The following is a 12,316-nucleotide window of genomic DNA, read 5'->3' as shown; positions in this document are numbered from 1 at the left end:
AGCATGAATATAGTTTTATTAGGTTCGGGAAATGTTGCCACACATTTAGCCTTGGCTTTGAGAGCAATTGGCGAAAATATAGTGCAGGTTTTCAGTCCGAATTTGATAAACGCAAAGGCTTTGGCCGATAGGGTTGATTCAGCATACATTAATAACCTCGCTCAAATTAATACCGACGCGGATTTGTATATCATTTCGGTTAAAGATGATGCGATAGTGGAAGTTGCCCGAAAGCTTGCCGATGTTAATGGTCTTGTCGTTCATACCTCGGGTACAACTGATATTAAAGTGTTATCCACGGAAGTTAAGCATGCCGGCGTATTTTACCCCTTGCAAACCTTCTCCAGAACCAAAAGCGTCGACTTTAAAACTATACCGCTTTGTTTGGAAGCAAATGAAGCCAGCCAACTTGAATTATTGCAACTGCTAGCAACCAGGTTGAGCAATAAAGTTTACCAACTGGATGGTGAAAAACGTAAAGTGTTGCATTTGGCAGCAGTTTTTGCCTGTAATTTTACCAATCATGTGTATGCTTTGGCCAGCCAGATTTTAAATGCAAACGGTTTGCATTTCGACATCATTAGGCCTTTAATTGCCGAAACGGCTGATAAAGTAATGGCTGATTTACCTGAGAATGTGCAAACCGGACCGGCAATACGGCAAGACGAAGGCACTATAAATAAGCATTTAACAATGCTGGCAGACCTGCCTGAATTGCAGGAAATTTATCAAACATTAAGTGATAGCATTAAATTAGTACATAAATAGTATAATTGCCGCTTTTGCTTATTACTTTTGCAAAATAATTATGAGCATTTTTAAACTTAAAATAAATTTTGAAGAAGCAGACCACGAAGCGCTAGAGTTACCTATTGCTGCCGGTGAGTCTGTATTGGATGTGTGCCTTGACAACGGAATCGATTTGCAACACAATTGCGGTGGGGTTTGCGGTTGCAGTACCTGCCATGTTTATGTAAAAAAAGGTATGGATAACATCGAAGAAATTTCCGATAAAGAGGAGGATTTTATTGATAGAGCAGTGCGACCAAGAATCACTTCCAGATTAGGATGCCAATGTGTGGTTATTAACGGCGATATTGAAGTAACCATCCCAGATCAGTCTGGCTTTATGGGCCACTAAATTTAAAAAATCAGCGTTGTTATCCCGATTAAAAATCAACAGATAACCGATTAATCCATTAGAAAAATAACCAAACTACACATACATGAATAACGATAAATTTGCCTTACCCTTTTATTGGAATGACTATGAAGACATTGCAATGTCTTTATATGAAAAATTTGGTGATGAGTTTGGCGAAACTAAAATTTACCGCATCCGTTTTACCGACTTGTTAGAATGGGTACTCACCTTGCCCAACTTTAAAGGTACCCGCGAAGAAAGTAACGAGGGGCATTTAGAGCAAATTCAATCGGCCTGGGTTTACGAGTGGAGAGACAATCAGGATTAAATTCCCGTTATCACTCCATATTAACTTCGTGTGCTCACAAACGTATTAGCCATTTCCATTTTCAATATAAATGTTTCTACAAAAACTAAAAGACATTTCGACCTTTATTTTTGATGTTGATGGCGTGTTAACCGACGGTTCAGTACAGGTTACCGATAACGGGCAATCTCTGCGAACTTTTAATATTAAAGATGGTTACGCCATGCAACTCGCCGTTAAAAAAGGCTATAATCTTTGCATTATTTCTGGTGGTGATGGTGTTGCGATGGCAAAACGCTTTTTAAATTTAGGCATTACCGACGTTTTTTTAGCCGCTGGAGATAAAGTCGAAATTTTCAGGAAATTCATTGCTGATAAAAATATTACAGCCGCCGAAGTGCTTTATATGGGTGATGACATACCCGATTTGAAAGTAATGAAACTCGTTGGCTTACCAACTTGCCCTGCTGATGCTGTAGAAGAAATTAAAGCCATCTCTGCATTCATATCTCCTTATAATGGTGGTCAAGCTGCCGTTCGAGACATCATTGAAAAAGTTATGAAAGTGCAAGGAAAGTGGTTCGATACAAATCCAAACGCCGCCGATTCCGGTAAATAGGCTTAGGCCTCACACTTCCAGATTCTAGTTTTTTCTGTTTAGTTCTAATTTTTGGCTATAAGTTATCTGCTGTGTACTTTTTTAAATGCAACGGTTTAGTTACAAAAATGTAATTAAACTTTTTTTGATTTTGGTATTCAAATAACTTAAAAATCAACCAAAAAACGAATGACAGGCGAAAGCCTTGCACTCGAAACAAAAAAACACAAAAACATGAAAAAATTAATGATGATTTGTGCATTGTTATTCTCCGTAATAACTTATGCAAATGCACAGCAAGGTGGCGGCCGTATGGGTGGTACGCCAGAGGAAAGAGCAAAAAGAAATACGGACCAGTTGGCTGAGAAGCTGAAACTTACCGAAGATCAAAAAACGAAAGTTTTAGCTATCTACACTGCTCAGAATGGAGAAATGGCTAAAGCGAGAGAAGCTGCAAGTGGTGACGCGTCTGGTATGAGAGAGAAAATGATGAAGATGATGGGTGAAACTAATACCAAAATCGAAGCTGTTTTAACCGATGAGCAAAAAACGACTTTTAAAACTTATTTAGAAGAGCGTAAAAAAGCGATGGAAGCACGTCAGAATGGCGGTGGTAAATAATCCTTATCGTAAATAATTCTAATATCAAAAGCGGCTTTATGCCGCTTTTGTTATTTTAGCGAAAAATTAATAAAATGATCCTAAACACGCCGATTATACTCGCTTCAAAATCGCCCCGCCGACAGGAACTTCTTAAGCTAATGGGGTTAAATTTTAAAGTTGAATTGAAAGATGTTGATGAAAGTTACCCTGAAGGCCTGGCGCCAGAAGAGATTGCAGTTTATATTTCTGAAAAGAAAGCCATTGCCTTTAATGCCGGTGATGAACTGGTTGTTACAGCTGATACAATCGTTGCCCTTAATGGCGAAATATTAGGAAAACCTGAAAACAGAGCTCATGCGCAGGAGATGCTTAAAAAATTATCAGGCGCTAAACACAAGGTTTACACCGGCGTTTCGATAGTTAAAAATGGTAAGGTGCAATCATTTTATGACGTGACCGAAGTGACCTGCAAAGCGGTTTCGAGCCAGGAAATTGATTTTTATATTGATAATTACAAACCTTACGATAAGGCAGGCAGTTACGGCATTCAGGATTGGTGGGGACTTGTGGTGGTAGAAAAAATTAACGGCTCGTACACAAATGTGATGGGGCTGCCAACCGAAAAATTATATCGAGCCTTATTGGCGCTCATTTAATTTTCATCCAGGTATGGAAATACGGTTACTTCATCATCATCTAATTGAATGTAAACAGATGAAGACGATGATAACTGACATACAAATCGAAGAACCTTGTTCAGAAAACTGGGAAACTATGCAAAGCGATGGCGAGCGTAGATTCTGTATTTCCTGCAATAAACATGTTACGGATTTTACGGGATACACCAATGCAGAAATTATTAAGACACTTGCCGCTGCCTCATCACAAGTTTGTGGTAGGCTTTCACCAAGCCAGCTTAATCAATTAAATTATCATCTTATTATTGCACCAAAAAACAGAAATTGGCTCAAATACATTGGCGTTTTGGCTATCACCGCAAGTTTCTTCATGCACGAAGTAATGGCGTCTGCATCAAATTGCCCGACCGAAATATCCGCATACAAAAAGATAGCAGACACCAAGCCGGCAAGTGTGCGCAAAATTTATGGATATGTCTTTGATGCCGCGAAAAAACCACTTGCAGGCATCAGAGTTGTTTTAAGCAACACCAGATATTTTGCTTTAACAGATAAAAATGGACGCTATCAGATCACTTTAGATGCAAAAACCGAGTTGAACGATGCAATGCTCTCTGTAGAAAGCGTGCGTTTTTCAGCTTCCATGAAAGTAAATTTATCGATTGAAAAGCAGGCCGATTTAATTTTAAAAGTTATGGACCCAATGATAGTAGGAAGGATAAGTTTTACTAAGAAAGGCACAAGGTTTTTATAGTAACCCAGCCAAAATACCCATTTTTAAATCGAAAGTTGATAACGTTAACCTATTTATCTGTAACCTGCCCATCACATAATTGGTGATAAGCGCTGCGATCACGCTCATGTCTACGCGAAGGGGAATCATACCAGGCATTGCCACCCGCTCTTCGTGTGTCGCATTAATTAGTTTTAAGGTAGTTTCTATATACTCATCGAAGTCAAATTCGAATTTTTTCTCGCTGGCAATATCAACCGGTAGCTTTTTCCTGTTGATGATTAATTGTGCGAAAGTTTCAAAGGCACCTGCAGAACCGATTAAAAGTCTGGGTTTATATTTTTCGCAGATTTCAAATAAGTCCGCGAGTTCATTTTGCACATGATGGATAATTGCATTACTGTCATCAGCGGAAATGGGGTCAGATTTAAAATATTTCTGCATTAAGCGTGCAGCGCCGATGTTATAACTTTTTTTCCAGATTAATTTCTCGGTGTCGCAAAGTATAAATTCTACGCTTCCACCACCGATATCCATAATCAAGGCTAAATCATTAATTGCGCCACTAAGTTTTACACCTTCGTAAATTGCCGTAGCTTCTTCATCACCGCTAATTATTTCGATTTCGATATTTGTTTCTTCCCTAACCGCAGATACAAAATCCCCGCCGTTGTTTGCGCTTCTAACTGCTGAAGTTGCGGTAGCCCTCACTTTATCCACCTGGTAACCATCAATCGTTTCACGAAATTCTTTAAGTGCCGAGATGCCCCGTTCAAAAGCGGAAGGAATGATGATGTTATCATTTATCCTGCCTTCTCCCAACTTTACAGGCTTATTTGTTTTGTATAAAATTTCGAAACTTTTATTGTTTGCTTCCGCAATAAGAAGGTGGAACGTGTTTGTGCCTAAATCGATAATAGCGAAACGCATAATTAAATTTTTTTAATCAAATATCGTGGTAAAATTTTGGATGTCCATCCAAACAAACGCCATCTTTTACTAACATAAATTACATCCGCTTTGCGCTCTATGCCTTCAATAATTTGTTTAGCTGCCTTTCTTACCGGTGTAACCCAAAATAAATTGTCGCCCTTGGCCATTGAAGTGTCAACGTAACCTGGCCTGATATCTAAAATATTTATGCCGAGTTTAAACTTCGACGATTTTCGCGACAAGCTTTCCAAATAGTTAATTTGATAGGCTTTAGAGGCACTGTACGCCGGCGATTTGTCGTTTCCACGCAAGCCGGCTACTGATGTAATCGCAGCAATCTGCCCGTAACCTTGCTTTTGAAAATAAGCGAAAGTCCAGGTTAATACATTTGTGAAAGAACGTACATTGGTATTTATGGTATCTTGTTCAATTTGTGAATCGAGGTCTTCATTTATCTCACCGTAACCGGCACTGTAAACTAAAATATCAAAACCACCTAATCGCTCAATTAATTCTGTTAGGTTTTCAATTAAATTCACGTCATCATTTACATCGAAACAAGAGCCAAAAATGCGTTCAGAATTTAAGTTTTCCAACTCATTAATCAATGTTTGGCGCTTGCCAGTTACACCAATTTTATAGTTGGCGGCCGACATTCGAACTGCCAACTCCCTGCCGATGCCTGAGGTGGCACCAATGATGATTGCTTTTTTCAATTGTGTTGAATAGGTTTGGCAAAGGTAATAAAATCGACCTTAAATCAGAAAAAACGTATATTTGTAACTGGTTATATATCAATATATTAATTTATTTATATTCCATTTTGTTGTTCTAGCCTTTGTGCCAAAACCATTTAACCATTTCTTTAAAGCTTGCCTTTTTACCATACATTAAAATGCCCACACGATAAATCCTCGCAGCAAACCATACTGTTCCAACAAAACCGATAACTAAAATAATCATTGATAAGGCTAGTTCCCAACCTGGTACGCCATAGGGCAGCCTTACAACCATTGCAATCGGCGAGGTAAAAGGAATCATCGATTGCCAGAAAGCCACTTTTCCATACGGGTCATTTGTAACCACACTCAGCGAAAGTGCGTATCCAAGCAACAGAGGCATCATCACTGGCATCATAAATTGCTGTGTTTCCGTTTCACTGTCTACCGCAGAACCGATAGCTGCGTACAGAGCGCTGTAAAAAAGATAGCCTCCTAAAAAGTAGAAAATAAAAACCGATATAATTTTCCCTAAATCGAGGTTCTTGATACTTTTTTGTACGTTGCCAAGCGGCCCGTCGCTAATGGCGGCTGCCTGAATTTGTTGTGCTCCGGGATTTGAAGCTGTCACAATTGAACTTGATGCAACCATTTTCTTTGCATCATCCTTGCTCACAAATACGGTAACCGTCAGGGCCGATATCGAAAAAGTGAGCACAATCCACAATAAAAACTGGGTTAAGCCAACCATGGCGATACCGATAATTTTACCCATCATTAATTGAAAAGGCTTTACAGAAGAAATCATTATCTCTATAATTCTGCTTGTTTTTTCTTCAATAACCCCTCTCATTACCTGCACCCCGTAAAGCATAATGAACATAAACATCAGCACACCCGCAACAAAAGCAATAATTGTACTGGCGCCGGCACTACTATTTTCTTCTTCGCCTTTATCGCCAATCTTTTTGGTATTAATCGTTACCTTAATTTTAAGGTTGTCTAAATCGGTTTGCGAAATGCCAGATTTTTTAAGCTTGTAATCGCGGATTAGGTCTTCTATCGAATCCGATATCCTACCGTCCAGTGTAAGGCCTGCTTGTTTGGTGCCGATTAATTCTATACCTTTTGGATGTTCAATGTCAAAATCGGGCAGGTATAAAATGTAATCGTAACTGCTTTTTGTCAGATTTTTCTTCAAATGCTCAAAAGAGTCGTTTACATATTCAAACGTTACATTTCTATTGGAAACGAGGTTTTCTTTTAATGTTTTATTTTGGTTTACAACTGCAACCTTATCCGTTTTATCATTAATTCCTTTGATAGAAAAGTAAATTATCAAGCCATAAAAACCTGCAATAATCAGCGGTGTTAAAAAAGTCATTATAATAAACGATTTTTTTCTAACCCTCGATAAATATTCGCGGCGAATAATCAGTAAAATTTTGTTCATAACCTATTTTCTAACACGTTCAATAAAAATATCGTTCATACTTGGTATCACTTCCTCTAAATGATTGATTTGCACCTTCGAAATCATCATGTTCAGTACATCGTTAACCACAAAATTTCCTTTTAACTTAAATTTAAGACATTTACCGTTCTTGGTTTGCGTTAACTCAATTACATCAAAAATTGCCGAGTCACTAAAATCTGCGTCGCCCTTGTATTCAATCTTGTAGGTATTATTTCGGTATCCGGCTTTAATGTCATCAACAGCGCCGTCTAAAATTTTCTTCGATTTATCAATCAATGCAATGTTATCGCAAAGCTCTTCAACGCTCTCCATTCGGTGTGTCGAAAAAATGAAAGTAGTACCCTGCGCATTCAGCTCAAGAATTTCATTTTTAATTAAATCGGCATTAACCGGGTCGAAGCCAGAGAAAGGTTCGTCGAGTATAATCAATTCCGGATTGTGGAGTACAGTTGCAACAAACTGAACTTTCTGTTGCATCCCTTTACTCAAATCTTCCACTTTTTTATTCCACCAGCTACCCATTTCCAGCTTATCAAACCAGAAATTAATACGTTTGGTGGCTTCTGCGGTGCTTAATCCTTTCAGTTTAGAAAGGTAAAGTACTTGTTCGCCAATCTCCATTTTTTTGTACAGACCACGCTCTTCGGGCAAGTAACCGATTTGGTTTATATGGTCAGAATTTAATTTCTTTCCATTAAAAATTACGTCGCCACTATCCGGGGCGGTAATTTGTGTGATAATTCTAATTAGGGAAGTTTTTCCGGCACCGTTTGGTCCGAGGAGTCCGAAAATTTTGCCTTTTTCTACTTCCAGACTGACATCGTTGAGCGCCAAATGATTTGCGTATTGTTTTACAATATTTCTTACGCTAAGCATAGTTAATGTTTTAGTTATAACTGTTAGTCGTAAAAAAGCAAAAAAGGTTACAAATGTTAAATGTTTTTTGAAAAGCCAAACCCGAGCACTTCGGTTAATTCAGTCCTGCTTTCACTGCAATCTTTTTTTCATGGTAAGCAGGAAATTATTGGTGGTGCTGCAAAAAGTATTTCCGCTCAATCAGGTTTATTTTACTATGGCAGCTCCATTTCCAGTGCTTACCAATTGTTGCAATTGTTTAGCATTACGAATGGCGCCAACGCCCCAGGTGTTATTAAAATATACAAAAACATCTTGTGCCTTATTGGTTAATTGCTTAGCAAAGTCTTCTATAATGCCTAATTCGTATTCAGATTTGTACAACACAGGGTTGCCGTGAAAACGATAATATAACGTATTTGAAGTTTTTATAACTGTATTGGGTAGGGGCGAAGGATAATTTTGTCCACTAATTGTTATGTTATCAGCAGTAAATCGTGCTAAAATTTCATCGTCTAACCAGGAAATGTTTCTGAACTCAAGCACATTCTTGAACTGCGGATCAAGATTTTCGAGCAAAAGATTATACCGCTCTTCAGAAAAGGCAAATTTTGGTGGAAACTGGAAAAGCACACAGCCTAATTTTTCTTTCAAACCGTCTTTAATTGCCAGGTAGAAATCGGCAAGTAACGTCTCACATTCTTTAAATTGCTTGTAGTGTGTTATCAACCTTGGGCCTTTTATGGTAAATAGAAAATCTTCGGGACTTTCATTATACCACTTATCGAACGAATTCTGCGTTGGCATTTTGTAGAAAGTTGAGTTTATCTCAATCGTGTTAAAATGCTCGCAATAATAGGTAAACCAATTTTTCTGCGCCAGGCCAGCCGGATAGAATTCTTCTTTCCACTCCCGATAGTAAAACCCAGAACATCCAATTCTCCATTTCATTACTTTATAACAAAAACCCTTTATTAATGTTCGTTTTAGCAATAAGCATGTCATTCTAAACGAACGTCACAAACTGAAAAGCCTTGGCTTAACCGCCGATGAAACCGAGAAAAGGAATCGGTAGAGCAATTTAAATAGCCTAAATTTTGGCAAAGCTTAGTATTGGTCACCAAATACGGCTTTTTGTATGAGACGTTCATGTAATAAAAAAAATCGTCAACATATGTTAACTAACTGATTTATAGAAACTTGTACTAAATGTAATCTCTGTTAAAAGCCTGTTTGTCAGCTTTTTACAAAATTAACTTTGTTAATGCCTATATTAAATCTACCTTCAATTCTATTTAGATAGATAGGAATGGTTTAAATTTTAAGCAGCCATGCTAAATGCCCGGCAGTTTAAAAAAATCTAATAGCCTAAATAATATTAATTATGCTGCAACAAGTAAAAAATACGGAACATAGCAGTCTGGCCGAATCTTATTCTTCGTCCAATGGTATTCGTGTAGGCTACAATGCTTTGGTAAAAGAAGTAATTCCCGAGAAGATGAATTTTTTCAAGAAGCTTTTTAGCCGCTCGGAAGAAGTTAAGCCGGCTACGGTTGTTTCAATGAAATATCCTAAATTCTGTAAATCGAAACAGCAACTTATAGAGAGATTTGGGGGCATTGCCTTCGATAAACAGTTGGATGTGGCCGAGTTAATCGGCGACAATAGCTGGAGTATTGATATGATTAGCTGTGAAATTAATTTTGGCGAGGAACTGGTGATACCCTTTCAAATTCTCGGTTCGTATTCACGTTCAGCTGAAAGCTGGGAATGGGCCTGGGCAAATAAACAGGCCCAAATGGCAGGCGATGCTCTTGGCCATGCCTTTAAGCTCAAAAACTATGGGGAAGTTAACGACATTGACTTTTTGAAAACTGAACATTTCGAAATGTCAAACATCGATTTGCATTTAATTGGGCTGGCCGCATCTGGTATTATGAAAGCAAGCGGTTACTACATAGCAGATTATGGCAAAGGGGCAATGGTTTTCACGCTAAATGATATCGTCATCAAAAAAGCTGATAACAATGAAACTGGCCGCATTGTAGATGTTTTTAAGCAGTTGATTTCTGATTTCGATATTAACCATAAACTGGCTTTTAAATTCTATTTAGAAGAAAAAGGCTACCAAACAACTGTAAATAAATATAGTGTTATTGGTATTAAAGGTTTAAATAAAATTACGGCAGAATTTGATAAAAATGATTCGTTAACCAGATTAAATGGTTAATAATGTAAATATTGGAAAATAAAAAAACCGAGGCTTTCGCATCGGTTTTTTTATTTTTGTTATCTTTTTAACCTATTCAAAGTACTCTTTCATTCTATCGAAAAAGCTTTTTTCATTTTTGCCTGGCTGTGGTTTAAAATTTGCTGAATCGCGTAGTTTTTCTAAAATGCTGCGTTCCTCGCTGCTCAAAGCCTTCGGTGTCCAAACGTTTATGTGAATAATTTCATCACCTCTGTTATATGAGTTAACCTCAGGCAAGCCTTTACCTTTTAAACGAAGAAGTTTCCCGCTTTGAGTACCAGGGTCGATTTTGATTTTAGCTTTACCATCGATTGTTGGCACTTCGATGCTAATTCCTAAGGCTGCATCGGCAAAGCTTAAGTGTAAATCATAAACAATATTATTGCCTTCTCTTTTTAAAGTTTCATGTGCCGTTTCTTCAATAAGAATAATTAAATCGCCAGGTACGCCACCGTTTGGTGCTGCATTTCCTTTTCCGCTCATGCTCAGTTGCATGCCTTCACTTACACCAGCAGGGATATTAATTGTTATCGTCTCTTCTCCGCGTACAACTCCGTCTCCATGGCAAACATTACATTTTGCTGTAATTTGCTGGCCGCTGCCGTTACAGGTAGGGCAGGTAGAAGCAGTTTGCATTTGGCCCAAAATGGTGTTTGTCACCCTACGAACTTGTCCGCTGCCACCGCAAGTACCACACGTACTTACTGATGATTTATCTTTAGCGCCAGTTCCATCACACGTTTTACAGGAAACAAGCTTGTTAACTTTTATTTTTTTCTCTGCGCCATGGGCGATTTCCTCAAGCGTTAGCTTAACCTTAATGCGAAGGTTGGAACCTTTAGCAACCCTGCGGCCACCACGTTGCTGGCCACCGCCACCGCCGCCACCAAAAAAGCTTTCGAATGGGTTATGACCGCCAAATATATCTCCAAAATTACTGAAGATATCATCCATATTCATGTTGCCACCGCCGTATCCTCCGGAGGCACTACTACCAACGCCGGCATGACCAAACTGATCATAACGTTGCTTTTTCTCCGGGTTACTCAGCACTTCGTAAGCTTCCGCAGCTTCCTTAAACATATCTTCGGCGGCTTTATCACCCGGATTTTTGTCGGGGTGATATTTAATAGCCATCTTACGATAAGCTTTCTTTATCTCCTCGGCAGGGGCGCTTTTGGTTACGCCTAACACATCATAATAGTCTCTTTTACTCATCTTCTTTTTAAAATGATTGAATTTTGAATGAACGAAATGTCGAATGTTTTACCATTCCATCATCCACTCATTTTATCATTCCTAATTTTATGCCCCTACCACCACTTTGGCAAAGCGAATAACATTATCGTTTAAAGTATAACCTTTCTCCACTTCATCAATAACTTTACCTTTCAAATCATCACTAGGTGCAGGGATATTGGTAATTGCTTCGTGAAAATCTGTATTAAACTCTTTATTAATACTTTCCACATCCTTCAGTCCTTTTTGGGCAAGCGTATTTTTCAATTTGGTGCTAACCAATAAAATTCCTTCTTTAACCGGCGTTACATCGGCAGCAGTTTCCATCGCTTTTAATGCTCTGTCAAAATCATCCAACACAGGTAAAAGCGAAACAATAACATCTTTTCCGGCAGTTTGTAACAACTCTACGCGTTCCTTTTGCGTACGGCGCTTGTAATTGTCAAACTCGGCATAAAGGCGTAAATATTTATCATTAAGTTGCTGAACTTCACCTTGTAATTTTTCCTCGGCGGTTTGTTCTTCAACCTGCTCAGCAGCTTGTTGGTTATCAGCATTTTCTACATTTTCAGGCGCAGTATTTTCTGATGAATTTTCAGTATTCATTATATTTTCTTCTGTATCGTTATTTTTCTTCTTATTAAACATAATATTATGCTGATTTTTTTGTCCTAATCTCAACTATTTTGCCACAAACGTAAATCAGCCAAGCTGGCAGAGTTATTAATAATTATCTGAACAGATTGACAGGGGACGTGGAATTGCGGATTTTAATTCACAATTTTGGCAGAGGGAAGCAGGTATTCAGATTTGGTTATT

Annotated in this window: 15 protein-coding genes; 8 read left to right on the top strand and 7 right to left on the bottom strand. The window is 38.3% G+C overall.

Annotated features, from left to right (window positions below; genetic code table 11):
- The first annotated feature begins 3 nt into the window (after positions 1-3).
- The 7 genes from ASG14_RS11485 (at position 4) to ASG14_RS11455 (ending at position 4,044) form a co-directional block, all read left to right on the top strand.
- The gene (locus ASG14_RS11485; protein WP_056871210.1) at positions 4-768 is read left to right on the top strand and encodes a Rossmann-like and DUF2520 domain-containing protein; all 765 of its coding nucleotides are present in this window, start codon (positions 4-6) and stop codon (positions 766-768) included.
- A 40-nt stretch (positions 769-808) separates the two neighbouring features.
- Positions 809-1,141, top strand: a complete 333-nt coding sequence (locus tag ASG14_RS11480; RefSeq protein WP_056871209.1) for a 2Fe-2S iron-sulfur cluster-binding protein — start codon at positions 809-811, stop codon at positions 1,139-1,141.
- A gap of 85 nt (positions 1,142-1,226) precedes the next feature.
- Positions 1,227-1,472: a Fe-S cluster assembly protein IscX gene (gene iscX, locus ASG14_RS11475; RefSeq protein WP_047797582.1), complete on the top strand. Its 246-nt coding sequence runs from the start codon at positions 1,227-1,229 to the stop codon at positions 1,470-1,472.
- Between the two features lie 70 nt (positions 1,473-1,542).
- Complete coding sequence (locus tag ASG14_RS11470) at positions 1,543-2,070, top strand: HAD family hydrolase (RefSeq protein ID WP_056871208.1); 528 nt, start codon at positions 1,543-1,545, stop codon at positions 2,068-2,070.
- A gap of 213 nt (positions 2,071-2,283) precedes the next feature.
- On the top strand, positions 2,284-2,670 hold the full coding sequence (locus ASG14_RS11465; protein WP_056871757.1) for a Spy/CpxP family protein refolding chaperone: 387 nt from the start codon (positions 2,284-2,286) through the stop codon (positions 2,668-2,670).
- Positions 2,671-2,744: 74 nt separating this feature from the next.
- Positions 2,745-3,308 (top strand): nucleoside triphosphate pyrophosphatase, encoded by a 564-nt coding sequence (locus ASG14_RS11460; RefSeq protein WP_056871207.1) that lies wholly within the window; start codon positions 2,745-2,747, stop codon positions 3,306-3,308.
- A 67-nt stretch (positions 3,309-3,375) separates the two neighbouring features.
- The gene (locus tag ASG14_RS11455) at positions 3,376-4,044 is read left to right on the top strand and encodes a carboxypeptidase-like regulatory domain-containing protein (RefSeq protein ID WP_056871206.1); all 669 of its coding nucleotides are present in this window, start codon (positions 3,376-3,378) and stop codon (positions 4,042-4,044) included.
- On the opposite strand, the gene ASG14_RS11450 is transcribed toward ASG14_RS11455, so the two are convergent.
- From ASG14_RS11450 to ASG14_RS11430, 5 genes are all read right to left on the bottom strand, one after another.
- The gene (locus tag ASG14_RS11450) at positions 4,039-4,953 is read right to left on the bottom strand and encodes an exopolyphosphatase (RefSeq protein ID WP_056871205.1); all 915 of its coding nucleotides are present in this window, start codon (positions 4,951-4,953) and stop codon (positions 4,039-4,041) included. The genes ASG14_RS11455 and ASG14_RS11450 overlap by 6 nt on opposite strands.
- A 2-nt stretch (positions 4,954-4,955) precedes the next feature.
- Positions 4,956-5,672: an SDR family NAD(P)-dependent oxidoreductase gene (locus ASG14_RS11445; RefSeq protein WP_056871204.1), complete on the bottom strand. Its 717-nt coding sequence runs from the start codon at positions 5,670-5,672 to the stop codon at positions 4,956-4,958.
- 115 nt (positions 5,673-5,787) lie between these two features.
- Positions 5,788-7,128 (bottom strand): ABC transporter permease, encoded by a 1,341-nt coding sequence (locus ASG14_RS11440; protein ID WP_056871203.1) that lies wholly within the window; start codon positions 7,126-7,128, stop codon positions 5,788-5,790.
- Between the two features lie 3 nt (positions 7,129-7,131).
- Complete coding sequence (locus ASG14_RS11435; RefSeq protein ID WP_056871202.1) at positions 7,132-8,028, bottom strand: ABC transporter ATP-binding protein; 897 nt, start codon at positions 8,026-8,028, stop codon at positions 7,132-7,134.
- Between the two features lie 186 nt (positions 8,029-8,214).
- Positions 8,215-8,958 carry a DUF72 domain-containing protein gene (locus ASG14_RS11430; protein ID WP_056871201.1) on the bottom strand — a complete coding sequence of 248 codons (744 nt, stop codon included), beginning with the start codon at positions 8,956-8,958 and terminating at the stop codon, positions 8,215-8,217.
- Between the two features lie 433 nt (positions 8,959-9,391).
- On the opposite strand from ASG14_RS11430, the gene ASG14_RS11425 reads away from it, so the two are divergent.
- The gene (locus ASG14_RS11425) at positions 9,392-10,237 is read left to right on the top strand and encodes a DUF6882 domain-containing protein (RefSeq protein ID WP_056871200.1); all 846 of its coding nucleotides are present in this window, start codon (positions 9,392-9,394) and stop codon (positions 10,235-10,237) included.
- A gap of 72 nt (positions 10,238-10,309) precedes the next feature.
- Here the strand turns inward: ASG14_RS11425 and dnaJ are convergent, their stop codons facing one another.
- Positions 10,310-11,476: a molecular chaperone DnaJ gene (dnaJ, locus tag ASG14_RS11420; RefSeq protein WP_056871199.1), complete on the bottom strand. Its 1,167-nt coding sequence runs from the start codon at positions 11,474-11,476 to the stop codon at positions 10,310-10,312.
- A gap of 87 nt (positions 11,477-11,563) precedes the next feature.
- Positions 11,564-12,145: a nucleotide exchange factor GrpE gene (locus ASG14_RS11415; RefSeq protein WP_056871198.1), complete on the bottom strand. Its 582-nt coding sequence runs from the start codon at positions 12,143-12,145 to the stop codon at positions 11,564-11,566.
- Positions 12,146-12,316: the final 171 nt, after the last annotated feature.

This window comes from Pedobacter sp. Leaf194 (assembly GCF_001423945.1).
Taxonomy (GTDB): Bacteria; Bacteroidota; Bacteroidia; order Sphingobacteriales; family Sphingobacteriaceae; genus Pedobacter.
This window is presented reverse-complemented; position numbering and strand designations above follow the sequence as displayed.